24 protein-coding genes are annotated in these 23,529 nt (G+C 67.3%); 11 read left to right on the top strand and 13 right to left on the bottom strand.

What is annotated here, in order from left to right; genetic code table 11:
* Nucleotides 1-16: 16 nt before the first annotated feature.
* Nucleotides 17-904 carry a VOC family protein gene (locus ACWEH3_RS10175; protein ID WP_450018983.1) on the top strand — a complete coding sequence of 296 codons (888 nt, stop codon included), beginning with the start codon at nucleotides 17-19 and terminating at the stop codon, nucleotides 902-904.
* Here ACWEH3_RS10175 and ACWEH3_RS10170 read toward each other — a convergent pair.
* The 3 genes from ACWEH3_RS10170 to ACWEH3_RS10160 are packed head-to-tail and all read right to left on the bottom strand — an operon-like array spanning nucleotide 893 to nucleotide 4,699.
* Nucleotides 893-2,383, bottom strand: a complete 1,491-nt coding sequence (locus ACWEH3_RS10170) for an AMP-binding protein (protein ID WP_450018985.1) — start codon at nucleotides 2,381-2,383, stop codon at nucleotides 893-895. The two genes, ACWEH3_RS10175 and ACWEH3_RS10170, sit on opposite strands and share 12 nt — an antisense overlap.
* A complete protein-coding gene (locus tag ACWEH3_RS10165; RefSeq protein WP_450018987.1) occupies nucleotides 2,376-3,209 on the bottom strand; it encodes an enoyl-CoA hydratase in 834 nt (277 codons plus the stop codon). Before ACWEH3_RS10165 ends, ACWEH3_RS10170 begins: the two co-directional genes overlap by 8 nt.
* A complete protein-coding gene (locus ACWEH3_RS10160; RefSeq protein WP_450018989.1) occupies nucleotides 3,206-4,699 on the bottom strand; it encodes a carboxylesterase/lipase family protein in 1,494 nt (497 codons plus the stop codon). The genes ACWEH3_RS10165 and ACWEH3_RS10160 overlap by 4 nt, the downstream gene beginning before the upstream one ends.
* Nucleotides 4,700-4,841: 142 nt before the next feature.
* On the opposite strand from ACWEH3_RS10160, the gene ACWEH3_RS10155 reads away from it, so the two are divergent.
* Together ACWEH3_RS10155 and ACWEH3_RS10150 are read left to right on the top strand one after the other, a co-directional pair.
* Nucleotides 4,842-5,447 carry a QsdR family transcriptional regulator gene (locus ACWEH3_RS10155; protein WP_450018991.1) on the top strand — a complete coding sequence of 202 codons (606 nt, stop codon included), beginning with the start codon at nucleotides 4,842-4,844 and terminating at the stop codon, nucleotides 5,445-5,447.
* A 65-nt stretch (nucleotides 5,448-5,512) separates the two neighbouring features.
* Nucleotides 5,513-5,659: a DUF1059 domain-containing protein gene (locus tag ACWEH3_RS10150; protein WP_450018993.1), complete on the top strand. Its 147-nt coding sequence runs from the start codon at nucleotides 5,513-5,515 to the stop codon at nucleotides 5,657-5,659.
* A gap of 39 nt (nucleotides 5,660-5,698) precedes the next feature.
* Here the strand turns inward: ACWEH3_RS10150 and ACWEH3_RS10145 are convergent, their stop codons facing one another.
* Complete coding sequence (locus ACWEH3_RS10145; RefSeq protein WP_450018995.1) at nucleotides 5,699-6,298, bottom strand: TetR/AcrR family transcriptional regulator; 600 nt, start codon at nucleotides 6,296-6,298, stop codon at nucleotides 5,699-5,701.
* 65 nt (nucleotides 6,299-6,363) lie between these two features.
* Here ACWEH3_RS10145 and ACWEH3_RS10140 point away from each other — a divergent pair, with 65 nt between their 5' ends.
* The 3 genes from ACWEH3_RS10140 to ACWEH3_RS10130 all read left to right on the top strand — a co-directional run bounded on the left by ACWEH3_RS10140 (nucleotide 6,364) and on the right by ACWEH3_RS10130 (nucleotide 11,088).
* Nucleotides 6,364-7,662, top strand: coding sequence for a DUF3533 domain-containing protein (locus tag ACWEH3_RS10140; RefSeq protein ID WP_450018997.1), 1,299 nt, complete (start codon nucleotides 6,364-6,366; stop codon nucleotides 7,660-7,662).
* A gap of 68 nt (nucleotides 7,663-7,730) precedes the next feature.
* Nucleotides 7,731-8,117 carry a TetR family transcriptional regulator C-terminal domain-containing protein gene (locus ACWEH3_RS10135; protein ID WP_450018999.1) on the top strand — a complete coding sequence of 129 codons (387 nt, stop codon included), beginning with the start codon at nucleotides 7,731-7,733 and terminating at the stop codon, nucleotides 8,115-8,117.
* 67 nt (nucleotides 8,118-8,184) lie between these two features.
* The gene (locus ACWEH3_RS10130; protein WP_450019001.1) at nucleotides 8,185-11,088 is read left to right on the top strand and encodes a UPF0182 family protein; all 2,904 of its coding nucleotides are present in this window, start codon (nucleotides 8,185-8,187) and stop codon (nucleotides 11,086-11,088) included.
* 22 nt (nucleotides 11,089-11,110) lie between these two features.
* Here the strand turns inward: ACWEH3_RS10130 and ACWEH3_RS10125 are convergent, their stop codons facing one another.
* From ACWEH3_RS10125 to ACWEH3_RS10105, 5 genes are all read right to left on the bottom strand, one after another.
* Nucleotides 11,111-11,695 (bottom strand): DUF2165 domain-containing protein, encoded by a 585-nt coding sequence (locus tag ACWEH3_RS10125; RefSeq protein ID WP_450019003.1) that lies wholly within the window; start codon nucleotides 11,693-11,695, stop codon nucleotides 11,111-11,113.
* Between the two features lie 301 nt (nucleotides 11,696-11,996).
* Nucleotides 11,997-12,512: a peptide-methionine (S)-S-oxide reductase MsrA gene (gene msrA, locus ACWEH3_RS10120; RefSeq protein WP_450019005.1), complete on the bottom strand. Its 516-nt coding sequence runs from the start codon at nucleotides 12,510-12,512 to the stop codon at nucleotides 11,997-11,999.
* A complete protein-coding gene (msrB, locus tag ACWEH3_RS10115) occupies nucleotides 12,509-12,964 on the bottom strand; it encodes a peptide-methionine (R)-S-oxide reductase MsrB (protein ID WP_355075479.1) in 456 nt (151 codons plus the stop codon). Before msrB ends, msrA begins: the two co-directional genes overlap by 4 nt.
* Before the next feature lie 135 nt (nucleotides 12,965-13,099).
* Nucleotides 13,100-14,260 carry a hypothetical protein gene (locus ACWEH3_RS10110; protein WP_450019007.1) on the bottom strand — a complete coding sequence of 387 codons (1,161 nt, stop codon included), beginning with the start codon at nucleotides 14,258-14,260 and terminating at the stop codon, nucleotides 13,100-13,102.
* An 11-nt stretch (nucleotides 14,261-14,271) separates the two neighbouring features.
* Nucleotides 14,272-15,198, bottom strand: a complete 927-nt coding sequence (locus tag ACWEH3_RS10105) for a metal-dependent hydrolase (protein ID WP_450019009.1) — start codon at nucleotides 15,196-15,198, stop codon at nucleotides 14,272-14,274.
* A gap of 229 nt (nucleotides 15,199-15,427) precedes the next feature.
* Between ACWEH3_RS10105 and ACWEH3_RS10100 the strand changes: the two genes are divergently transcribed.
* On the top strand, nucleotides 15,428-16,063 hold the full coding sequence (locus ACWEH3_RS10100) for a TetR/AcrR family transcriptional regulator (RefSeq protein ID WP_450019011.1): 636 nt from the start codon (nucleotides 15,428-15,430) through the stop codon (nucleotides 16,061-16,063).
* A 50-nt stretch (nucleotides 16,064-16,113) separates the two neighbouring features.
* Here ACWEH3_RS10100 and ACWEH3_RS10095 read toward each other — a convergent pair whose 3' ends face one another.
* Entirely contained in the window at nucleotides 16,114-16,410 is a 297-nt protein-coding gene (locus ACWEH3_RS10095) for a hypothetical protein (RefSeq protein ID WP_450019027.1), read from the bottom strand.
* A 287-nt stretch (nucleotides 16,411-16,697) separates the two neighbouring features.
* Here ACWEH3_RS10095 and ACWEH3_RS10090 point away from each other — a divergent pair, with 287 nt between their 5' ends.
* Nucleotides 16,698-17,921: a cytochrome P450 family protein gene (locus ACWEH3_RS10090; RefSeq protein WP_450019013.1), complete on the top strand. Its 1,224-nt coding sequence runs from the start codon at nucleotides 16,698-16,700 to the stop codon at nucleotides 17,919-17,921.
* A gap of 229 nt (nucleotides 17,922-18,150) precedes the next feature.
* The gene (locus tag ACWEH3_RS10085) at nucleotides 18,151-19,953 is read left to right on the top strand and encodes a CocE/NonD family hydrolase (protein ID WP_450019015.1); all 1,803 of its coding nucleotides are present in this window, start codon (nucleotides 18,151-18,153) and stop codon (nucleotides 19,951-19,953) included.
* A gap of 86 nt (nucleotides 19,954-20,039) precedes the next feature.
* Here ACWEH3_RS10085 and ACWEH3_RS10080 read toward each other — a convergent pair whose 3' ends face one another.
* Together ACWEH3_RS10080 and ACWEH3_RS10075 are read right to left on the bottom strand one after the other, a co-directional pair.
* Nucleotides 20,040-20,774 (bottom strand): 2OG-Fe dioxygenase family protein, encoded by a 735-nt coding sequence (locus ACWEH3_RS10080; RefSeq protein WP_450019017.1) that lies wholly within the window; start codon nucleotides 20,772-20,774, stop codon nucleotides 20,040-20,042.
* Nucleotides 20,771-20,920 (bottom strand): hypothetical protein, encoded by a 150-nt coding sequence (locus ACWEH3_RS10075; RefSeq protein ID WP_450019019.1) that lies wholly within the window; start codon nucleotides 20,918-20,920, stop codon nucleotides 20,771-20,773. Before ACWEH3_RS10075 ends, ACWEH3_RS10080 begins: the two co-directional genes overlap by 4 nt.
* 65 nt (nucleotides 20,921-20,985) lie before the next feature.
* On the opposite strand from ACWEH3_RS10075, the gene ACWEH3_RS10070 reads away from it, so the two are divergent.
* Nucleotides 20,986-21,669, top strand: coding sequence for a TetR/AcrR family transcriptional regulator (locus tag ACWEH3_RS10070; RefSeq protein WP_450019021.1), 684 nt, complete (start codon nucleotides 20,986-20,988; stop codon nucleotides 21,667-21,669).
* Nucleotides 21,670-21,836: 167 nt separating this feature from the next.
* The gene (locus ACWEH3_RS10065) at nucleotides 21,837-23,132 is read left to right on the top strand and encodes an FAD-binding domain-containing protein (protein WP_450019023.1); all 1,296 of its coding nucleotides are present in this window, start codon (nucleotides 21,837-21,839) and stop codon (nucleotides 23,130-23,132) included.
* A gap of 102 nt (nucleotides 23,133-23,234) precedes the next feature.
* Here ACWEH3_RS10065 and ACWEH3_RS10060 read toward each other — a convergent pair.
* Nucleotides 23,235-23,529: transposase (locus ACWEH3_RS10060; RefSeq protein WP_450017141.1), on the bottom strand; the 295-nt coding region annotated here is incomplete at its 5' end.

The following is a 23,529-nucleotide window of genomic DNA, read 5'->3' as shown; positions in this document are numbered from 1 at the left end:
GGAGTACGACGAATCAATGGCTGACATCGCCTCGCTCGGCTACGTCCGAGTCGCCATCGCCGATGTGGCGGCCTGGCGCGCCTTCGCCTTCGCCGTGATGGGTTTCGCGCAGGCCACCGGGCCGAATCCGGACAGTCTCTACCTGCGGATGGACGAGCATGCCTATCGCTTGGAACTCGTTCCGGCGCAACAGGACCGGGTGCTCGCTGTCGGCTGGGAGGTGCGCGACTACCGCGCGCTCGCCCGGGTGCGGCAGGCGCTGGAGCAGGCGGGCGTTGCGGTCACGCCGCTCGCTCAGGAGCAGGTCGACGCACTACGCGTCGAGGAAGCCTGCACCTTCACCGACCCCGCGGGGTTCACCGTCGAGGTCTTCCACGGCCCGGTGCTCGACCACAGCCCGGTCGTCACCGCCCACGGAAACCGTTTCGTCACGGCGGGTTCGGGACTCGGCCACGTCGTGCTACCGGTGCCCGATCTCGAAGAGGCGAACCGTTTCTACTGCGAGATACTCGGATTCCTGCCGCGCGGCTCCTTCCGGGTGCCCACCCCACCCGGGGTGGGACCGGTGCGCGTGCGGTTCCTCGGTGTCAACCAGCGTCACCACAGCCTCGCCCTGATCCCCGGCACCCGTCCCGACGGCCCTGGCCTGGTGCACATCATGGTCGAGGTCGACGAGCTCGACGCCGTCGGCCGGGCGCTCGACCGCGTCATGCGGGCGGGTCTCCCGTTGTCGTCGACCCTCGGCAGGCACACCAACGACAAGATGATCTCCTTCTACGTCCGCACGCCCGGCGGCTGGGATCTCGAATACGGCACCGAAGGTCTGCTGGTCGACGAGTCCACCTACAGCGCGGAGGAGATCACCGCCGACAGCTATTGGGGCCACGAATGGTCACGTGGCTGATCCGGTGGCCCGGATCGTCAGCCGCGCCTCGAGATCGAGCAGTTCGGCGCGGCGCAATTTCCCGGCGTCGTCGCGCAGCGGGGTGTCGGTGAACCGGTAGGTGCGCGGGCACTTGTAGCGGACCAGTCGCGACTCGACGTGACCGCGAAGCCGCGCCTCGTCGAGCGGGGCGTCGGTCTCGACCACGGCGTGAACGCGCCTGCCGAGGTCGTCGTCCGGCAGCCCGACGACCGCGCACCCGCGCACGCCGGGATACTCGGTGATCACGGCCTCCACCTCGGCGGGGAAGACGTTGGCGCCCCCGGTGACGATCAGGTCGGTGCGGCGGTCGCTGAGATAGAGGAATCCCTCGTCGTCCACGTGGCCCAGATCGCCGAGAGAATCCCAGCCCGGCCAGCCGGCGCGGGTGCGCGGTTCGGCGCCCACGTAGCGATAGCTGGGTCCGTCGCCCTCGGCCGGGCGCATGAAGATCTCGCCGACCACGCCGGGCGGGCACGGGCGTCCGTCGGCATCCAGGACGACGAACTCGCCGAAGACGGCGCGGCCGACCGAGCCGGGGTGGGTCAGCCAGTCCCGGCCGTCGATCAGCGTCATCATCTGATTCTCGGTGCCGCCGTACATTTCGTAGATCTTCTCGGCGCCGAGCAGCTCGATCCAGGCCCGCTTGAGCCACGGCGGGCAGGGCGCAGCCATGTGCCAGAGCCGCCGGACGGAGCCGAGGTCGTAATCCGTCGGCCGATCACGCACCTCGGTGAGCATGCGCGACATCATGGTCGGCACCACGGTCAGCCAGCTGACCCGGTGACGAGCGATCGCCCGCAACGCCGTGCGCGCCTCGAATTTCGGCAACACGACCAGGTGCTGGCCCGCCAGGAGACCGAAGAACGAGGTATTGAACGGCGCGTTGTGATACAGCGGGCCGCTGACGAGCTGGACATCGTCGGGTCGCTGACCGAGCACCGCGTTGAGCGGCGCGACGTCGAGCAGACCCGCCTGGCCGGACACGATCAGCTTCGGACGTCCGGTCGTCCCGCCGGAAGTCGGCGCCTTCCACGCGGGCGCGACCGGATAGTGGTCGAACGGCGCGTCGGAGAACTCTGCCGACAGCTCGTCCTCGTCCGGCGCCGTGGGTAGACCGGGTTCGGCGGCGCCGACCACCAGCCGCGGCCGCGCGAGCCGGAGCACGGCCGATCGCTCCGGTGCGGGAAGCCGCGGCGAGATGAGTTGCGGCACCGCGCCCAGCTTCCAGACCGCGAAGACCGTCGCGAAGTAGGACGGTTTGTTGGCCAAGGCGACGGTCACGTAATCGCCTCGGCGGACACCGAGTTCGGCGAAGTGCCTGGCTCGGCGATTGGCGGCCGACTCGAGGTCCCGCCGCGACCAAGTGTCGCCTTCGAACGTGATGGCCGCGGCGTGCGGGTCGGCGGCGGCCAGGTCGGTGAGGATCTGCCCGAGCGGCCGGGCGAGTGGCTCAGGCACGGCGGGCGAACCTCGCGAGGAAGTCCGGGTCCACGATGTCGCCGTGGACCTGGACGTTGTGGCTGTGCGCGAGCTGATGCAGCGCGAAGGCCGTCTGCTGCGCCGTCGCGCGGCCCTGCGCGTCCTGTGCGGCGTTGACCGACCGCTTGGCCAGTTTCAGCGCGAACAGCGGCATGGCGGCGATCGTCGCGGCCAGCCGCATGGTGTGCTCGGTCAGTTCCGCTCGCGGGACGACCCGGTTGACCATGCCGATGCGTTCGGCGTCGGCCGCGCCGAGAGTCCCGGCGGTGAACAGCAGCTCTTTCGCCTTGCGTATGCCGAATTCCCACGGGTGGTTGAAGAACTCCACCGCGTTGGCGCCCATCGCGACGACGTTGTCGACGAACTCGGCGTCCTCGGACGCCACGATCAGATCACACGGCCAGACCAGCATCAGCCCGCCCGCGATGACCTTGCCGTGCACCTCCGCGATGGTCGGTTTGGGGATGTTGCGCCATCGCTCGCTGAACCCGGCGTAGATCTCCTCCTCGCGGGCCATGAGTCCCTCGGCGCCCGGGCTGCCGAACCCGGCCCAGGTGCCGACCGGCGTGCGCAGACCCATGTTGGCGCGCCAGTCGTGTTCGCGCAGATCGTGTCCCGAGGAGAAGTGCGGGCCTTCGGCCGCCAGCACGATCACGTGGATGCTCTCGTCGCGGGCGGCTCGGTCGAACGCGTCGTTGAGGGCGTAGAGCAGCTCGGTGTTCTGTGCGTTGCGTGCGTCGGGACGGTTCAGGACGATCCGGGCGATCCTCGGCGTGCTGTCGTCGTAGCGGACCAGATCGCTCATCGCACACCCGCCCACAGCAGTCGCTCCGCGACATCGGGATCGTTCGCCACGGTGACGGTGTCGGCGATCAGGCCGGTGGTCCGCCGCTGCGGCTCGTACCGCGCCCAGCCCGGATCGACGTCGAGCACGAAAGCCCGATACATGCCGTGCAGGTTGTCGGCGACGGCGTCGGGGGCGTGCGCGCCGACCAGGGTGTGATTCTCCGGGCGGGTGTGCGTTTTGAAGACGAATGGCAGGTCCACCGCGTGCGCGGCGCCGAGCCGCCCGCCGAGGCGCGGTGAGCGCCAGTCGAATCGGAAGGCCCACGCCGCGCCGCCCGCGTCGGTCTGCGCCTCGGCCAGGCGAATCGCCGGGATGCGGAAGAACCAGTCCGTGACGACCGCCGACAGCAGATCGCCCGCCGAGGCATCCGGCCGGGACACGCGATAGCGGGGGAGCGCGACGGCGGGGACCAGTCCGTATGCCTCGGCTCCGGCGGCCAGCGTCGGCTCATCGATCTGATCGATGGCGCCGGAAGCGACCAGGATGAGCCGGGCGTCCTCGGCATTGCTCCCGGCCAGGATCGCCACATCGGTGTTCGCGCCGGAGGCGACTACCGCCAGCGGATCGTCGACGACGATCGAACCGTCCACCACGGGCGCGAACGGCAAGGTGGTCAGCGCCAATCGTCCCCATTTCGCCGGATCCGCGGCGGTTTGCACTTCGTGCAGCACCGCCCTGACGTGCGTGGACAATTCGTCGATCGGCACGTCCGCGAAGGCGTCGAGCGAGGGCTCGATGCCGATGTGCGCGGCCACGTTGTCGATCAGCAGGCGCGCCTCGTCCGGGGTGACGGTGTTGGCCGCCGCTCCGGAGTGCGCGATCAGACCGCGGAACAGGCCCCGAGCGCGCGGCACGGCGAGCAGAGTGGTGGCGAGCATGGCGCCCGCGGACTGTCCCGCGATGGTCACCCGTGCCGGGTCGCCGCCGAAGGCCGCGATGTTGTCGCGCACCCACTCCAGCGCCGCCACCACGTCCAGGATGCCGAGATTGACTGTGTCCGCGCCGAAATGCAGCCACCCTTCGCCGCCGAGGCGATAGTTGACGGCCACCACGACCACTCCGCTCGCCGCGAACGCCGTGCCGTCGTAGGTCGGCAGGGCGTTGGAGCCATTGGTGAACGCCCCGCCATGGATCCACACCAGGACCGGGCGCGCACCCTCGGTCGAGGAGGTCCAGACGTTGAGGTTGAGCACGTCGTCGCCCGGGATCGACACTTCGGGAACGAGCCCGTCGTAAGCGGGCACGTACGGCGCGCGTGCCGCGGTCGGGCCCGGATCGGTCGCGTCCCGGACCGTGGCCCACGCTTGCGGCGGCGCCGGTGGAAGGAACCGATGCTTCCCCACCGGGGCGGCGGCGAAAGGGATACCGAGGAATTCGTGCACCGGCCCACGGGTGCGTCCGCGCACCGGTCCGTATCGGGTTCGGATGGTTTGCAACATATCTGACATCTGTTTCATCCTTGTTCGGGATTCAGCACATGTTGCAATCAAGCCCTACGGGATCTCGCTGGTCAAGAGCATCGTCGTGGCCAATTAGTAACACATGTGCAACATAGTGACTATTTGTTGCATCACCGGTACGCTGGCCCGCATGGCATCTCGAACGCCTCTGCAGCGGGCGCTGGGGGACGTCGCGCAGCGGCGGCCCGAACCGATGGACGCTTTCCGTCTGGCGAAGCGGAAGTTCCTGCGCGGCGAGCGAATCGACGTCGGCCAGCTCGCGACCGAACTCGCCGTCAGCCGGGTGACGCTGTACCGCTGGGTCGGCAGCCGCGACCAGTTGTTGATGGAGGTCATCTGGTCGCTCACCGAGGCGACACTGCGCGACGAGTGGGAGCGGATACGAGACGAGCCGGGCGCTCGGGTGCCCGCGCTGCTCGCCGCCTATCTGCGAGCGGTACTGGCGCAACCGGGAGCGCGGAAGTTCGTGTTGGAGGAGAACGAGCGTGCCATGAAGCTGCTCACCTTGGCGGGCAACGGGTTCCAGCCGCGCCTTGTGAAAGCCGTGGCCCGGTATCTCGCGCGGGATCTCGAGGACGAGCGCATCGCCACGACGCTGACCCTCGACGAGCTGGCCTACGCCAGCGTCCGGATCGCCGAGTCGTTCCACTACCTGCCGACGATCGCCGGGGCGCCCCCCGACCCGGACGGGGCGGAACGGGTCTTGAGCTCCCTGCTGCACAAAGGGCCGGGGTGACCAGCTGGCTCGCGCTCGATCACCTCCCTGTGCATAGACTGTCGGATCGAGGAGGAAGGACGCTGATGAAGCGAAAGCTGAACTGCCCCTGCGGAGAACTGATCGTCGGAGCCGACGAGGATGATCTCGTGGCGAAGACGCAAGCCCATCTGGCCGAGAAGCATCCCGGCCACGACTACTCACGCGACGAGATCCTGTTCATCGCGTACTGACGAACAGCTGCGTGGAGGCCGCCGAGCAACCGCGGCGTATCACGGGCGGGGGCGCAAGCCTTCGATCATGTGTGTGGTCGTCTCGTCCACCAATTCGTCGGCGGTCTCGGCGGCGATCACGCCCGAGCCGACGAAGGTGGCCAGGCCTTGTAGCGCGGCGACCGCGGACAGCGCGATCCGGCGCGGGTCGCCGTCGATCACTTCCCCCCGCTTCTGCGCTTCGGTGATGAGCGCGACCGGCGTCGCGAACGCCGCGTCCACGGCCCGGGACATCGCATCGCCCGCGGCGGGGCTGTGCCTGCGCGCGAACATCAACGCGACGAGCGCCGAGTTCTCGGTCGCGAAATGGAGATAGGTGCGGGCCAGGGCGCGGATGTGCCCATCGGCCGAGTGAGCGGCCGCGGTCTGTGCCAAGGCGGCGGCGAGGCGCTGGAAGCCGGACACCGCGATGGCATCCAGTAACGCCTGCTTGTCCTTGAAATGCCGGGTCGGAGCGGCGTGACTGACTCCGACGTCACGCGCCAGTCGGCGTAGCGACAACCCGTCGACGCCGGACTCGCGCAGCGTGGCCTCGGCCCGCTGCAACAGCTCGGCGCGCAGGTCGCCGTGGTGATAAGACCGGCTTCGAGTGATCGGCATGGTGTAGGCAGGATAACAAAATGTAGTCATTGCCTACTTTGTAGGCGGTGACTACATTGACTCGCATGACGGTTCGGACCTTCACCGCCCCGATCGCAGTGCTGACGGTCTTCGCGGCGCTGCTCGCCACCATGTATCTCGGCTACGCCAGCAATACCGAGAAGCACCTGCACGACTTCCCGGTGGCCCTGGTGAATCAGGACGTCGGCGACACGCTCGACGGCAAACCCGCCAATTTCGGCGCCCAGGTCAGCGACGCGCTGGTCGCGGGCATCCCGGCGGAGAAAATCGACCTGCGCGTCCTCGGCATCGCCGAAGCGCGCAAACAATTGCAGAACGGTGAGGTCTGCGGCGCGATCGTGATCCCGTCCGACTTCACCAAGCGGCTCGCCATCCTCGGCGCCGCCGCCGTGGTGCCCGGTGCGGTCGAGCGCCCGGTGATCACCATCCACACCAACCCGCGAATCGGCCCCTACACCACCGGCATCATGCAGCGCATCGCCGACCGCGCGTTGCGTCAGGTGGACGAGACCGTCGGCAAGAGCCTGACCGATCAGGTGAACGCCGCCCTCGCCACCGGGCCCGGCGCGCCGGTCGAGCCCAGCGGGGCCGCCCGGCTGATGCTCACCGATCCCGTGCAGATCGTCACCGCGCCCTACCGCCCGATGGACGACGGCGCCGGGCAGGGCCTCGTCGCGTTCTTCTACACCTTGATCCTGCTGCTGGCGGGCTTCACCGGCGCCATGATCATCCACACGCTCGTCGACTCGGTGCTCGGTTTCACGCCCACCGAATACGGCCCGTGGTTCGTGCACCCGCCGTCCACCGGCATCTCCCGGTTCCGCACGCTGCTGATGAAATGGGCGGTCATCGTCACCGCGGCTCCGGTTCTGTCGGGGATATTCCTCGCGGTCGCCTCGGCATTGAATGTCCCACTGGGCAGCCCGCTGCTGTTGTGGCTCTACGGAACACTGGCCATCGTCGCGGTCGGAGTGACCGCGCTCGCCGTGCTCGCCACCTTCGGCACCGCGGGGCTGCTGGTCAATCTGATCCTGTTCGTCGTCCTGGGCCTGCCCTCGTCGGCCGCCACGGTCCCCTTGGAGGCGACGCCCGCCTACATCGCGAACCTGGCCGCCTTCGAACCGATGCACCAGATCTACCTCGCCGTTCGCGCCATCCTGTTCTTCGACGCCCACGCCGAAGCCGGTTTCGGCCAGGGCTTGTGGATGACAGTGCTCGGCCTCGGGATCGGCCTGCTGCTCGGTGTGACCGCGACCTACGCCTATGACCGCCGCGGCCTGCACCGGGCTTCGGCTCCGACCGAGAACGCACCGGTCATCGCGGTACCCGCCGTAGCTCGATGAAAGCGCGCCGCGCGGTGGTCAGCGTGGGCTACCGCGCAGGCCGGTGAGCCGGAGGCGGTCGTCCGTCAGTGGTCACCGGCCGCCAGCAGCGCGTCCAGCTTCTCCGGGTCGACGCCGAAACCGCATTGCTCCGCCTGATCCGGCACAACGCGGAAGTTCCCGGATTGGTCGAGCTCTACGCGCGCTTCTCCGCCGAGGCGACCCGCCCCGAGCACCCGGCCCACGAGTACTTCCGCGACCGCTACCGCACTGCCCGGGACGCTCTCACCCGCGCCGTCGCCGACCTCCGCGAATCCGGCCGCGTACCGGCCGATCTGGATGCCGACCGCTTCGCCGTCCTCGCCATGGCAGTCCTCGACGGCCTGCAGACGCAGTGGTTGTACGACCCGGCCGTGGACATGGCCGATCACGTGGCGTACCTGTGGGAACTGATCGAGCGCTCCGGGACGTCGTAGTATCGAGCTTGGTAGTCCGCCCCGGCCGTCCATCGTCGAGCCGGGCGGCAGCCACGGGGAGTGCAAGATGAGCGCACGCGAGGGCCTCCGCCCGCGACGGTTGCATCGCAGCACCCGGGTGCTGGTGATCGCCGCCACGGTGTTCGTCGTGTCGCTGTTGGTGGTGCCTCGGCTGATCCGAGGCTATGTCAGCTGGCTGTGGTTCGGCGAAGTCGGCTTCCGTGGTGTCTGGCTGACCGTGCTGTTCACCCGGCTCTCGCTGTTCATCGCGGTCGCGCTGATCATCGGTGGCGTCCTTTTCGCGGTGCTGTGGCTCGCGTTCAGGTTCCGCCCGCTCTTCGTTCCCGAGTCCGAAGAGGAGAACAGTCTTCGGCCGTATCGGGCGGCGGTGCTCCGGCATCCGGTGCGGTTCGGTCTCGGCATCGCGACCACGCTGGGGCTCGTCTGCGGCCTTGCCGCGGAGTCGAACTGGATGACCGTCCAGCTGTTCGTCCACGGCGGGTCCTTCGGCGTGTCCGACCCGCAATTCGGGCACGATATCGGGTTCTTCGTCTTCGACCTGCCTTTCTATCGATTCGTACTCAACTGGCTGTTCATCGCCGTGGTCCTCGCCTTTGTCGCGAGCCTCGCCGCGCACTACCTGCTCGGTGGCCTGCGGCTGTCCAGAAAGACGGGCGGCCTGACGCACGCGGCCCGCGTGCAGCTCGCGATACTCGCCGGCTCGTTCATCCTCCTGAAGGCTGCCGCCTATTGGCTCGACCGGTACGCACTGCTGTCCAGCCGCAGCAAGGAACCAACTTTCGCAGGCCCCGGCTACACCGACATCAACGCGGTGCTTCCCGCTCGCCTCATTCTCTTCGCGATCGCCGTGATCTGCGCCGTGGCGGTCTTCGCCGCCATCGTCGTGCGGGACCTGCGAATCCCGGCGATGGCCGCGGCGCTTCTGCTGCTGTCGTCGATCCTCGTCGGAGCCCTCTGGCCATTGGCCGTCGAGCAGTTCTCCGTCCGCCCGAACGCCGCCGACATGGAGCGCGTCTACATCCAACGCAACATCGCGGCCACCCGGCAGGCGTACGGGATCGGCAGCGACCGGGTCGAGTACCAGCCCTATCCCGGCGTCGGCACCAGGTCGCCACCCGAGGTCCCCGCGGACATCACCACGATCGGTGACGTCCGCCTGCTGGACCCGAACGTGCTCTCCCGGACGTTCACCCAGCAACAACAACTGAAGAATTTCTACAGCTTCCCACCGCATCTGGACCTGGATCGCTACCAGGTCGGTGGGCAACTGCGCGACTACGTGGTCGCGGCGCGCGAGCTGACCCCGACCGCGCTGAGCGGCAACCAGCGCCATTGGGTCAATCGGCACACCGTCTACACGCACGGCAACGGGTTCGTCGCCGCACCGGCCAACCGGGTGAACGCGGCGGTCCGCGAGGCCGCGGGCGATGCCGCGAGCAGCAACAGCGGATATCCGATCTACGCGGTCGGTGACATCGCGTCCCAAGCCTCCGGGCACCAGGTGATCCGAGTGGATCAGCCGCGCGTCTACTTCGGCGAAGTGATCGCCCACGCGAGCCCGGACTACGCCATCGTGGGCGGCGGCACCGAGCCCCGCGAGTACGACACCGACACCACCACCTACACCTACGCCGGCGCGGGCGGCGTCCCGATCGCCAACTGGGTCAACCGCCTCGCCTTCGCGGTGACCTACACCGAGCGCAATATCGTCTTCTCGAAGGCGATCGGCCCCGGCTCGAAGATCATCTTCAACCGTGATCCCCGCCATCGTGTCGAACTCGTCGCACCGTGGTTGACCACCGACAACGACCCCTACCCGGCGGTCGTGAACGGCCGGATAGTCTGGATCGTCGACGCGTACACCTCGATCGACGGATACCCCTACGCCAAGCGCAGTTCGCTCGAAGCCCTCGAGCCGGGCGACGAGACCCAGCGGGAGTCGCCGCGAGAGATCTCCTACGTGCGCAACTCCATCAAGGCGACCGTCGACGCATACGACGGCACGGTCACCCTCTACCAGGTCGACCGGCAGGATCCGGTGCTGGCGGCCTGGATGAAGGTCTTCCCCGGCACGGTCCGACCGGAGGAGTCGATCAGCCCGGAGCTACGGGCGCACTTCCGGTATCCCGAAGACCTGTTCACGATCCAGCGCGAGATGCTCGCCAAATACCACGTCGACGAACCGCGTGAATTCTTCACCACCAACGCGTTCTGGTCGGTGCCCAGCGACCCCACCGTGGAGTCCAATCCGCATCAGCCCCCGTTCTACGTCCTGGTCGGCGACCAGGCCGGCGCGCAACCGTCGTTCCGGCTGGCCAGCGCGATGGTCGGCTACAACCGGGAATTCCTCTCCGCCTACGTCTCCGCCCGCTCCGACCCGGAGGGCTACGGCAAGATCACCGTCTCGCAGTTGCCCACCGACACCCTCACTCAGGGTCCGCAACAGATCCAGAACTCGATGATCTCCGACACCAGAGTCGCCTCCGAGCGAACCCTGCTCGAGCGCTCGAACCGGATTCAGTACGGCAATCTGCTCACCCTGCCGATCGCCGACGGCGGCGTGCTCTACGCCGAGCCGCTGTTCACCGAACGGATCTCGACGGCACAGAACGCGTCGACGTTCCCGCAATTGGCGCGAGTGCTGGTCAGTTACCGCGATCCCGGCACCGGCGGTGTCCTGGTCGGCTACGCGCCGACCCTCGCGGAGGCGCTGGAGCAAGTGTTCGGTCCGGCCACCGGCAGACTCGCCACGCCGCCCGGCGGCGGACCCGGTGCCCCACTGCCGCCGGGGCAACAGCCCGCTGCGCCACCGGTCGCGCCACCGCAGGCGCAGCCCCCGCCGGTGGATCAGGCGAAGATCGCCGAACTCAACGCGCAGATCGACCAGATCCGGGCCGCACTGGAACGTCTACAGAAACAGTTGGGCGAACTCGAACGCAACGGCCGCTGACGCTCACGTCGTCGGCCGCCCATTACCAGTCCGATTCCGCTGCTGCCACGTCACTTTCGCGGAGCGGGCTGCGTTGCGAGTCCGGCAGGTGAACCAGAATCAGGCCGACGCCCGCGATGAGGAAGTTCTGCAACGCGGCCGACGAGGCGTTCACGTCGTGGTTGGCCCACATGCGGAACCATTCGCCGCCGATGGTCAGGAACCCGCCCAAGAACAGCAGCACCGCCATGGTCCAGCCCAGGCTCGACAGTTTCACGGCCGCGTCCAGACCTGCTCGCAGCCTGCGCGGCCGTCCGGTCAGCACCCTGACCCATACGGCTCCCGCCGTGAGGAGCACGAAGGCGATCAGGAATTCCCAGATCACCACGAGGATGTAGGCGATGAGCGCGACATTGCCATTGGTGATCGCGCGCCAGTCCGTACCCGGATTGTGGATCGTCGCTTTCATCGACAGCACAGCGGCCACGCCGTTGCGATTGGTGTCGGTGTCGACGCAATTGGTGAACGCGACGAACAGATAGTAGAAGCCGGTGATGGTGGCCAGCGTCGCCACCGCCATCCGGCGACTGCCCACCACATCGAGAACCTTCGTGCCGCTGCGCGTCATCTGCCTACCTCGGGTCGACCGGCCGGGAGCTCCAAGCGTCGACGATCATATCGGTGCCCGATCACGCATTCTCCCCACGGCGGGGAGCCCGGCACGGCCGGAATTGAGTCGAAATGTTCTCTCCCGCATGAGGTTTCCGTCCGGTATCGCCCAGAGTGTGCGCGCGGCGTCCGGCTGGATGCCCGGCGGCAGCGGGCGGAGGACGTCGTGAAACGCGACGTCTGCGCCACCCCGGGTGTGGTGGCGCAGACGTCGACTGTGCGCTCCGAAGGCTCGGCGGAAGCGCCGAACCCACCGGCTTCTACTGGGCGGTGGTCTGCCGCTTCGGCAGCTTCCACCCCGGCCGGGGGAAGTGGCAGGTGTAACCGTCCGGGTAACGCAGCAGGTAGTCCTGATGCTCCGGCTTGGCCTCCCAGAACTCACTCGCCGGGGTCACCTCGGTGACCACCTTGCCGGGCCACAGACCGGAGGCGTCCACGTCGGCGATGGTGTCCTGGGCGACGCGCCTCTGGTCGTCGTCCAGATAGAAGATCGCCGAGCGATAGCTGCTTCCGATGTCGTTGCCCTGGCGGTCCTTCGTCGTCGGATCGTGGATCTGGAAGAAGAACTCCAGCAGTTGCCGGAACTCCGTCCGGGCGGGGTCGTAGACGATCTCGATCGCCTCGGCATGGCCAGGGTGGTTCCGGTAGGTGGGATGGTCGTTGCGTCCACCGGTGTAGCCGACGCGTGTCGAAACCACCCCCGGCTGCTTGCGGATCAAGTCCTGCATGCCCCAGAAGCATCCACCGGCCAGAATCGCCTTGCGCGTGTCGGTCACGCCTCCTCCTTCGCGAAGAGAGTCCTGTACTGCCCATAGCCTTCCGCCTCGAGGTCGTCGAGGTGGATGAACCGCAGCGCAGTCGAATTGATGCAGTACCGCAAGCCGCCCGCCGCGCGGGGGCCGTCGGTGAACACGTGCCCGAGATGGCTGTCGCCGTGTGCCGAGCGCACCTCGGTGCGGACCATCAGATGGCTGAAGTCCCGCTTCCGCACCACGTTCCCGGCTTCGATCGGCTTGGTGAAACTCGGCCATCCACTTCCGCTGTCGAACTTGTCGACCGAGGCGAACAACGGCTCACCGGACACCACATCCACGTAGATGCCCGGCTCGTGGTTGTCCCAGTACTCGCCCGTGAACGCCCGCTCCGTGCCGTTCTCCTGAGTGACGTGGTACTGCTCAGGCGTCAAGGCGGCGACCGCCGCGGGATTCCGGTTGTACTCCCGTGCCACATGACCTCCTCATATCGGCCCCTGGTACAACCAGTGCACCGGCGTGGAAAATCCCGAGCGAGCCGGGCGTCACACGCCGGTCCGGGCAACCGTGCCCACGGCGCCCGCCCGTCACCGACGGCGTCGGTGGTCCCGCTATACCGTGGAACTCGCGGTGGCTTCCGGGGCGGGAGGAGCAACGCTCGGGGGCGCCTTTCTCCGGGGCACGGTGAATACGGCGATCAGGCAGAGAACCGCGACAACGAAGCACGCGAGGGTGTACCACAGATTCCCGATCGGGTCTCCTTCGCTGGTCACACCGTCGACGGCGGCGAAGAAATCGGGCAACGCGGTCGCCCAGAGCAATGCCATCACTCCCAGGTACACCACGCCGTAAATGCGGACGAAGTCGTTCGTATAGGGCGCCGCGTCCGAGTCGCCGCGCCGCAGCCGGAGCCACTGGCGGCTCAGGATCACCACGGCGGCAATGGAGAGGACGATCAGTTCGGCGGCGTAGAGCACGCCACGCACCGTGGTGCTACCCATGCCGAAGACGGTCGCGGGGATGGGCAGCACCGCTGTGCCCAACGACGCGAGGATGCCGATGACGATCGTGCGCCCGACCAGCTGCTCTCCGGAGAAGATCCGGCCCTGATCGACGTGGCGGCCGACGAACGATTGGACGCAGAAGGCGAGCGACATCGGCCACAGGGCGGCGAAGACGACCACGCTCGGAAGCGGTACCGAATCGAACATCGGTTGATTGATCGGGTTGTCGACCGACCATTCCCACCAGCGCAGCTGCGGGCCGAGATGATCGAAGATCTCATAGAAGGCGTGGTGGACGAAGCCCACGCACACCGATCCGGCGAGCACCCCGTAGCGCCGGAAGATCCCGAGAATCCTGACCAATTCGAACGCGAGGGTGGCCATGAACGGGTAGATCGCGATGATGTAGAGCGGTAATCGGCCCCAGAGGAATTCCACGGTGAACAGGTTGTGCGCGAACATCGTGTCCACGTGCGCGTCGATGCCGAACGCCGCGGGGAAGTACAGCGGCGGCTCGATGATGAACAGATACGCGGTCGCCCCGAACCAGAGCACCAAGTTGGTGGGATCACCGTGGCGGCGCAACCGCACGATCGCGTAGATCAGGGCCAGGACCGCGCCCAGGACGATCGTGAATTCGAGGACGGGCAGGGTCCAGTTCTCCAACGCGAAAGGGTTCCGCACCTCGACCGGCCCGCCGGCCTCCTCGCAAGAGAAGCCGAGCATGGTCGCGAGACGGTCGAAGGTGGGTGCGCAATGATCAGCCATCGGCCCGGCTCCTAGCGTGCGACCGTGTCGGCGGTGTACCAGTGCGAGACGTCGTAGCCGGCGTCATAGCGTTCGAACCACACGCCGGCCAGTTCGGGTAGTTTCTCGTGGTCCGGATTGTGCTTCGGCAATTGACTGCGGATGATGCCCGCCAGTGCGACGAGTTGTTCACCGAGCGGCAGGTGGTCGAACGCACGCGGCATCGGGCCGTTGTCCTCGGCCCGCAGGAACGGCAACCACGTGCGCAGCTTCTGCCTCCGCCGGTAATTCGCGAACATCGACAGCGCGTCGACCTGTCGCTCCTCCAGCGGGACATGCTTGTTGAAGCCCGCGCAGGCCAACCGGATCACCTTCATCACGTGACGGAAGATCGACGGCGCCATGCGCATCCGATACACATCGCTCCCGACGACGGAATCGAAGATGATCAGTGCGGAACTACGATGTTCGACCTCTTCGACGAAGTGCCAGATGAACAGCGACGCCACCCGGTCGTCGCCCGGCTGGAACAAGGTCGAGTCGTTGTCGAGCATCAGTTTGAACACCGGAGTGAACGTCGCTTCGAGATCGGCGGTGTAGGCGAGCCGGTATTCGACCGAAGTGTTCACGGTGAGGCGGTCGAATTCCGCGATCACTTCGTTGAGTGTCTCCTGCAGTCCCGGGTAGCGCCGGATCAAGGCATTGGCGTGCTGGCGGTGGGCGGTGGAGTGCTGCCCCTCCTGGCGCACGAACGCGTCGGCTTCCTCGGCGACCGCGGGATCGGTGATCAGGGGCATGGCCTCGCGGATCATGTTGACGATCATCTTCTCGAAGCCGATCGCCAGGAAGGACACCGCATTGGCCATGGACGAGAAGGCCGGATTCTCCTCGTTCCACAAGAAGGGCACGTCGTAGTCCGCGAATGCGAAGCGCATCTTCCGCACTTGAAGATCGGTCACTGGGCTATACCTCGACTTTCCGAAAACGAACCGGTCCGGCGGCACCACCCGATGCGCCGAGCCGCGTTACAGTTATCATACATACGGCTGTCCAAGTGTATGATCAGAATTGCGTCAGAACCGGGACCACGCCACCCTTGTGATACGGTCGAACCCTTGATCCGGAGGGTCGGCAGGCTTTCCATCAGGGGGTTCGCAAGCGACGGGTTTCGAGTCGAGGAAGCGGGCAGTGGCAGGAAGGCGCGGGTGGGGCGGGAGTCCGCCGAAGGACGACGAGGAAGCCTCGCGTCGCATCGTCGCCGCCGCGGTGGAACTGATCGGACGGACGGGTTCGGAGATCGGCATCGCCGACGTGGCCGAGTCGCTCGGCGTCATCCGGCAGACGGTCTACCGGTACTTTCCCAGCGCGGACGCGCTGATGACCGCGGCGGCGATCGCCTCCGTCGACGGGTTCCTCGATCGGCTGACACAGCACGTCAGCGGGTTGGAGGACGCCGTGGAAGCGATGACCGAGGGGGTGGTGTACACCCTTGCCGAGGTCCGTCGAACACCCCATCTCGGCATCTTGCTGTCGAGCACGTACTCGAACGTCCATCCGGAGAGCCTGACCTCCGAAGAGGCGCAAGCCTTCGGCATGACGATGATCAAGCGCTTCGACGTCGACTGGGCGCGTTACGGATACGACGACGAGTCGCTGCACGAGCTGGTCGAATACGTCCTGCGCACGATGCAGTCGTTCTTCATTTCCCCGGGCAATCCACCGCGCGGCGAAGATGACCTGCGGCGGTATCTACGGCGCTGGATGGGCGCCGCGATCATCGCCCAGACGAGGCCGTCCGCGAGCGTCCAGGAGTTTGCGCCGTAATCCGTTGCGGCACTTGCGGTGTCCCGCCGATGCGGACGAGGCGAGTCGGATCAGCTCGCGTCGTCGAGCCGTACCGTCACGAAGACGCGGCCGCGTTCGTCGCGTCGCGCTACCGCGTGCCCGGTCCGGTCGGAGCCGTTCAGATGGAGCGTGATGGGGCCGCCCTCGCCCAGGAAGTTCCGCCACCACGTCTTCCGGTCCGGGAACGCGACCCCGATGACGAGCTCGTCCGCTTTTCGCCGGTAGTTGACCGGTGTACTGAACGTCCGCCCGGACCGTCGCCCCACATAGGTGATAACCACGAATCCTCTGCCCAGCAGGCGCCCGAGTACCGGCGCGTCGAGCATGCCGGCCACCCCGGCGTTCACCGCTCGCACGACGCGCCCCAGCACCGTCTTCAGTTCCACGAATTCCTCCAGCCGCCCACGGACATCGCCCAAACCCTAACCGTTTTCGCGGCGACGAGCCCGCCGCGGTGGGCCGGACAATCACCGAAATGTCGTTTTGCGACGCTCGACTTCCGGTTGCGGGCAGGATTCGCCAATTGACCGGCACCTCGAACGGACTCGCTTCGATACTCGTGCAACGACCGTCATCACGACGGCTGAAGGGTTCATGCGCAGAAGGGAAACCGATGACAACCAGCCTGCCCGCATTCCCCGCGGCGAACGAGGATCTGCTGGACACCTGCATCCGGCTCCGGGAGATCGCGCCGGTGGTCGAGGTGGAGTTCCCCGGCGGCGTGCCCGCCTACCTGGCCCTGACCCACGACGCGGTGCGTGAGATCCTCGCCGGGGACAACAAGACCTTCGCGCGGGATCCGAAGCATTGGCCGGCCCTGCACGACGGTTCGATCCCGGAGGACTGGCCGCTGCGCGCCGTCGTGCAGGGCGATCACCTGTCCACCAAGGACGGTGACGACCACCGGCGGCTGCGGGGTCTGATCAGCAAGGCGTTCACGCCGGGCCGGGTGCAGGCGCTCGAGCCGCGCATCCAGGCGATCATCGACCGATTGCTGGACGACGTGGTGGCCGCCGGTGACGGAGTCGACCTGGTGCCCACCTTCACCGAAGCGCTGCCGATGGCGGTGATCTGCGAACTGTTCGGGGTGCCCGAGCCGGATCGGGACCGGCTGCGACGCTGGACCGCAACTCTGCTGGCGCACACCACACCGCCGGAGGAAGCGTTCGCGACACAGAACTCGCTGATGACGTACCTGTACGAACTGGCGGACCGGAAACAGGAAAAGCCCGGCGACGACCTCACCACCGGTCTGGTGCAAGCTCGCGATCGGGACGACAAACTCACGGCCGACGAACTGGTCGCCGTTCTGTGGATCATGCTGGTGGCCGGGCACGAGACCACGGTGCATCTGCTCGGGCACGCCATTCTGGCGCTGTCGCAACACCCCGAGCAGCTCGCGCTCGCGAAGGCGGAAGACCGCTGGGGTGATGTGGTCGAAGAGACGGTGCGCTACCGCCATTCGGTGATGATGACGAGCTGGCGATTCACGCTGACGGACGTGACCGTGGCCGGAGTCGCCATCCCTAAGGGCCAGGCGGTCGGTGTCGCGTTCCAGGCCTGCGGGATCGACCCGGCCGAGTACGGCGAGACCGCGAACGAGTTCGACATCACCAGGGAGCAGCGCGGGGGACATCTCGGATTCGGTCACGGGCCGCGGTACTGCATCGGCGCGGGCCTGGCCCGCCTGGAGGGCCGTCTCGCGCTCGCCTCGCTCTACCGTCGGCTGCCGAATGTCGAACTCGCCATCGACCCCGACGAAATCCCTTACTCGCCGTCGTTCTTCACCGTCGGCCCCCTGTCGATTCCGGTGAAACTGGGCGCCGAGAAGCAGTGACCCTTGCCCGGCGCGGCAGCCGCCGATTGCCGCGCCGGTCGGCCCACGATCGAACGTGCTCATGCCCCGGTCGCGGCGGATAGTCGAATCTTGCAGCGTTTCCGCTGGTCAACGGTCTATTGCGAACGAGAAACGCATTGCCGGATCCGGTGGGATCGGATCACACGTCGTGTCACGCTGCTGCGGTCCGCAGTTCCGTAGCAACTGGCAGGAAGGATCGATGACGCCGATGTCGCAAGGAGATCCGATCGTCGGGACCACATCCGAACAGCTCGCACGGATCGCAGTCCAGGGGCCCTGGGACGCCGAAGGGCAGGTGCGCCCGGAAGCGGTGCAGTTCGCGTCCAACTTGGTGAGCGCCGTGCAGAAGCGCAGCGGCAAAGGGCTGGTGCCCGATGACGTGGACGACTTGGTGAACCGGGCGCTGAACGTCGCCGTGCCGACCTTCCCGCGCATCGAAGGGGCGGGCGGGATCGGTCTGTCGGCGCACATGCTGCGTCAGATCACCACCCGGCCGTGCCCGCTGGTGGTCTTCCCAGCTGGGTGGACACCTGTCGGCTGGCCGTTGTTCGAGTACGCCTATCTCACGCTCGCGTGGAAGGGCTATCACGTGCTGGCCTACACGCCACGCGGAATCGGCTGGTCGGCCATACCGGGAACCAACCTGCCGTGGTTCGGCACGTCCGAAGGAACCGTCGATGTCGCCGGTCCCTCGGACCGGGCCGACGGCGAGAAAGTGCTCCAATACGCAATAGACGAGCTCGCCCCCAGCGGCATCGCCTTCATGGGTGAGTCCTATGGCTCGGGCATCAGCCAGCTCGTGGCCGCGCACGATGACCGGGTCGTCGTCGTCGTCGCCCTCAGTACCTGGGGCAACCTCGCCACCAGTCTGTACGACAACGGCACCCGCCATCTGAAGGCCGTCGAGGCGCTGATCGGCCTGACCGGTGGCGAGCAGGCGGAGAAGTTCGACGAAAAGGCGCTGGAGATCCTGGCGAAGTTCGCCGAGGGAGTGGACATGGATCCGGTCGTCGAGTGGGGCACCGAACGTTCGCCGGAACGCTATGCCGGTTCCCGTGACATTCCGACCTTCTTCTCGAATACCTGGCACGAGGGCCTTTTTCCTGTCAACCAGGTGCTGGAGACCTTCGAGAAGCTTCCGCGCCCGAAACGGCTGAACATGTGGATCGGCGACCACGCGGCACCGGAAGGCTCCGGCCTGATCGCTCCACCCATGCCGGGCGTAGCACCGAACGAGCCACTGCGCGAGGCGTACGCCTGGCTCGATCACTACCTGAAGGAGGAGGACAACGGCGTCGACACGTGGCCGGAGATCAGCAATCAGGTCATGTTCACCTACGTGACCACTCCGGGCGCGGGGAACGGTCAGAACGTGATCATCGAACCGGCGCGGCGCGAGGAGAAGGCCTCGTGGGCGGACGTCACCACCGACACGGAAGTACTGACCTTGACCGATGCGCGTGAGGGCGGCGACGGTGTGCTGACCCCCGACGCCACGGGAGGTTGGCAACGCAGTTTCACGGTGGGTGAGGAGCCCGAGGTCGTCGCCATGGACAAGCTCATGACGACAGGCCAGCAGGAGTGGTCCGGCAATCCCAAGATCTACCGGACCGATGAGATCGACCGCGGTCATGCCCTCGTCTGGTCGACCGGGCCGCTGCTCGCGGCGCGAGGCGGCGTCGCCAGGCAGATCCGCGGGATCCCGCGGTTGCAAGCGACCATCGACAGCACCGACGAGTCCGCGACAGTGATCGCCTATCTGCTCGATGTCGACGAGAACGGCTCGGCGAGAATCATCACCCACGAACCGAAGACGATCGAGTCCGGTCTGCCCGCGACCGTTTCGTGGGAGCTGCAAGCAGCCGCCTACGATCTCCCTGACGGCCATCGGTTGATGCTCGTCCTCGACGGCATGGATCCGCTGTATTCCAGCGCGAACAAGGCCGGTTCGACGATCACCGTCAGTGCACCGGATGGCGCCCCGTCCTGCCTGGAGTTGCCGCTCGGCTGACCGATTGCGCGTGGCCCGGGCAGGCGAGCATCCGGGCCACGCCATGGTCGACGACGGATCGGGCGATGACCACGATTCGGCGGTCCTCAGCCCGGCGCGAACGTCACCACCAGGACATCGCGATAGGCGGGGCGGCTCCGATCCATCGGACGCACCGGCGAAACACTGTGCAAGGTGCGGCGGTCATCGCCCAGCAACAGCGTTCCCGGCCGATCGAGGGTGGTCCGCAGCAGTCGTCGTCCGCTCGGATCGAACACCGAACTCGCACCGCCCCGGGCATTCTGCCGTCCCACCAGGAGCGAGGAGACCAAGGTGACGCCGTCGCGGTGGCGGCCTTCCGGTGTAGGCAGGCCGTGCGCGTCCGCCGAGGCGATGACCCGAAAGGGATGGACTTTCGCGCTCCACCGCGCCGGGGCGTCCAGCGCCGTGGCCAATCGCGCGAGCAGTCGCAGCACCGCCACGAAAACAGGGTCGGTCACGAATGCGTCGGTCAAGGGCTCGAAAGTGCGGTCCACGCCGATATAGAGCGGGTTGGATTCTTCGGGCTGCACGAACGAATCCGACGACAGCAGGCCGATCCGACCGGCCGGACCGGTGAGCGAGAACCGGCCGTACCGGCGCAGCCTGCGTGTGCCACGGGCGTCGGCGTAGACGTCCGGGTGCAAGTCTTCCCAGTGCCGGCGAAATCGTTCCCAGTCGGCCGGCTCCAGCTCGAGACTCGCGGTGGTGACATCGGCGGGCAGGAGGTGTACACCGTCGGCGACCAGGGCGTCGCTCGCGGTCCGTTGTACCTGCTCCGCCGTGTGCCCTTCCGGGTTCAACGGACGTCGGGCCGGGTGGGCGCGGGAATGGCGTCGTCCTCCGTCGCGATCACGACGTCGTAGTCGTGTTCGGTGAACCGCCGGGTCAGTTCCAAACCGATACCGCTGGAGGCTCCCGTGACGAGTGCGAGTGGTGTGTCGGTCATGTGCTGCGGCTACCCACTGAAGCCGCACCCATACCCGGGTCCGACCGGCTCGGTAGTCTGCAGGGGTGTCCGCCGCGCCCGCCGACGCTGACGCACCGATCGTTCCGGTGCGAGACGGAGTGTTCTTCACACTTCCCGCCGCGTTGCCGCGGGGGCGCCACAATCTGGGGCGAGAGCAGGTGATGGCGGCGCAGCGGGAACGGTTGCTGGTCGCCGTTACCGAACTGCTCGCCGCCCGCGGTTACGCCGGCTTCGGTCCCACCGATGTCGCCAAGCGGGCCGGGGTGTCCTTGGCGGCGTTCTACGACGCGTTCGCCAACAAGGACGAGTGCGTATTCGCGGGCTACGACCGCTTCATCCAAGTGCTGCTGACCCAGCTGACCGCCGCGGACGTCAAGGGCCGGGATCGCAGATCCATCGTCGCCGACTCCCTCGGCCAGTACCTCGGTTCCCTGCAGAACGACCTGGTCGTAGCGCGCGCCTACCAGGTGGAGATCGATGGGCTCGGGCCCGCCGCCCGGCGACGCAGGCGCAAGTCGATCCGGCTGTTCGCCGAGTACATTCGCGGTCTGGTGCAGAGCGCCAGCGGCAACCGGCAGCCACTGTTGTCCGTCACCGCGTACATGGGCGTCGTCTACGCCGTACGCCAGCTCACCGCCGATGCGCTCGACGAGTCGGGCGAGCCGGATCTGACCGCGCTGAGCGCCGACCTGGAGCCCTGGCTCACCGATCTGTTCCGCGAACACTGATCCGGCGCGCGGCCGCGAGCCCGACTTGACATGACAGCCGCCGTCGCGCAGCATTGGCGTAAAGCTCGTTACTTCGATACCGCCCGCATCGGCGTCGGCACGCCGCCGAATGTCCGATTCCGCCGTCGTCGATCCCCGCGACGGATGCCTGTCGTCGAGAACCTCGAATGGCCGTAACAATCGCACTCTTCACCCGTGACCTGCGCGTCCACGACAACCCGGCCCTGTTGGCCGCCGTACACGAGGGCGCGGCGGTGGTTCCGCTGTTCGTCGTCGACGACCGGCTCGTCGGCAGCACTCGCCCGGCCGGCAACAAACTGCGTTTCCTCTCCGCCGCGCTGGCCGAACTCGATGCCGAACTTCGCTGCGCCGGAGGACAACTGGTGATTCGGAACGGGGACTACGTCGAGGCGGTGGATCGGGTGGCGGCACAGGTGCACGCCGACAGCGTCCACATCGCCGAGGACGCCACCTGGTACAACCGATGCCGACTTCGGGCACTGGGCGAACGGCTGGCGCGGCGCAGCTGCCTGCTGCACACCCATCCCGCCACCCTCACCGCCGTGGATCCCGCCGATTGCGGACCGTATCGGCCGGACGACGAGGTTCCGGACTTCGCGACCTATTTTCGCCGATGGTTGTCGGCGCCGAAGCGGCGACCGCTGGAAAAGCCCACGGAATTGATCGTTCCCCGCATCGAAAGTGATCCCGTGCCGAGATTCGACGAACTCGGCGACGCGGCCATTTCACCGCAGCTGGCGGTCGGAGGCGAGATCACGGGTCGTGCGCTGTGGCGAGGCTGCACCGCCGAACGGCGACAACCACGCGGCGGGTCCAACGGTGACCTCACGGGCGAGGGATGCTCCCGGCTGTCGCCGTACCTGGATTTCGGTTGCCTGTCGGCCGCCGAAATGGCATACCACACCGATATGGCGACGCCGGACGGCCGCGCTTTCGCCCGGCAGCTCGCCCGGCGCGACTTTCATCTCCAGTTCCTCGTCGCCCGGGCCGACCTCGCGCGGTCCGGCGCGGGTACGGATGTGCGGCGGGCGCACGATCCGGTCGTCGTCGGCGCCTGGCGCGACGGCCGCACCGGATACCCGATCGTCGACGCGGGCATGCGGCAGCTGGCCGCGCAAGGATGGATGCCGGAACGGGCACGGGTGATCGCCGCCAGTTTCCTCACCACGACGCTGCAGGTGGACTGGCGGGTCGGCGCGGAGCATTTCCGCCGGTGGCTGCTCGACGACGCGGGGAGCGACCGCTTCACCTGGCAGCAGGCGGGCCGTTTCGACCCGAGAGCGGTCGGCACCGCCGAACGCTACGACCCCGAGGGGAACTACGTGCGGCGCTGGGTACCGGAACTGGCTTCGCTGCCGGGTTCGGAGATCCATCGCCCGTGGTGCCACAGCGTGCCGACCTCGATATATCCCGCTCCCATCGCGGGCAGCGCGAGCACGTAACCGGCCTGCCGGGCGGTTTCGCGTGCTCGCTGCCGGGTACCGCGGCGACGGACGTAGTTCGTCAGTCCGTCCCGATTGCCCGAGGGACTCTCAATGACCATGTCAAGCCGCAGCAGCAACCGGGGCCGGGTTGCCGTGGGTGAACTCGCGTTGGTCGCGCAGCAGTGCCCACAACACGTCGACCAGACGTCGGGCCAGGGCTAGAAGGGCTTGGGTATGGATCTGACGCTCGCTGCGTTTGCGGTCGTAGAACCGCCGCGAGGGCCCGTTCTCGTAACGCAGACTCGACAGCGCGGCCATGTAGAACACCCTGCGCAGTCGCCGGTTGTAACGCTTGGGGCGGTGCAGATTGCCCGAAACCCTGCCGGAGTCGCGAGGCACCGGGACCAGGCCTGCA

The organism is Nocardia sp. NPDC004718, assembly GCF_053601535.1.
Note: the sequence above shows the minus strand (reverse complement) of the source record. Positions and strands in the feature narration are given on the sequence as shown.

Coding starts and splice junctions, on each gene's coding strand:
- ACWEH3_RS10160 (WP_450018989.1), bottom strand. CDS start 4,699: ATGTCAGATATGTTGCAAACCATCCGAACCCGATACGGACCGGTGCGC.
- ACWEH3_RS10075 (WP_450019019.1), bottom strand. CDS start 20,920: ATGACCGACACACCACTCGCACTCGTCACGGGAGCCTCCAGCGGTATC.
- ACWEH3_RS10125 (WP_450019003.1), bottom strand. CDS start 11,695: ATGACGCGCAGCGGCACGAAGGTTCTCGATGTGGTGGGCAGTCGCCGG.
- ACWEH3_RS10090 (WP_450019013.1), top strand. CDS start 16,698: ATGACAACCAGCCTGCCCGCATTCCCCGCGGCGAACGAGGATCTGCTG.
- ACWEH3_RS10150 (WP_450018993.1), top strand. CDS start 5,513: ATGAAGCGAAAGCTGAACTGCCCCTGCGGAGAACTGATCGTCGGAGCC.
- ACWEH3_RS10140 (WP_450018997.1), top strand. CDS start 6,364: ATGACGGTTCGGACCTTCACCGCCCCGATCGCAGTGCTGACGGTCTTC.
- ACWEH3_RS10130 (WP_450019001.1), top strand. CDS start 8,185: ATGAGCGCACGCGAGGGCCTCCGCCCGCGACGGTTGCATCGCAGCACC.
- ACWEH3_RS10095 (WP_450019027.1), bottom strand. CDS start 16,410: ATGCTCGACGCGCCGGTACTCGGGCGCCTGCTGGGCAGAGGATTCGTG.
- ACWEH3_RS10175 (WP_450018983.1), top strand. CDS start 17: ATGGCTGACATCGCCTCGCTCGGCTACGTCCGAGTCGCCATCGCCGAT.
- ACWEH3_RS10085 (WP_450019015.1), top strand. CDS start 18,151: ATGTCGCAAGGAGATCCGATCGTCGGGACCACATCCGAACAGCTCGCA.
- ACWEH3_RS10155 (WP_450018991.1), top strand. CDS start 4,842: ATGGCATCTCGAACGCCTCTGCAGCGGGCGCTGGGGGACGTCGCGCAG.
- ACWEH3_RS10110 (WP_450019007.1), bottom strand. CDS start 14,260: ATGGCTGATCATTGCGCACCCACCTTCGACCGTCTCGCGACCATGCTC.
- ACWEH3_RS10145 (WP_450018995.1), bottom strand. CDS start 6,298: ATGCCGATCACTCGAAGCCGGTCTTATCACCACGGCGACCTGCGCGCC.
- ACWEH3_RS10065 (WP_450019023.1), top strand. CDS start 21,837: ATGGCCGTAACAATCGCACTCTTCACCCGTGACCTGCGCGTCCACGAC.
- ACWEH3_RS10165 (WP_450018987.1), bottom strand. CDS start 3,209: ATGAGCGATCTGGTCCGCTACGACGACAGCACGCCGAGGATCGCCCGG.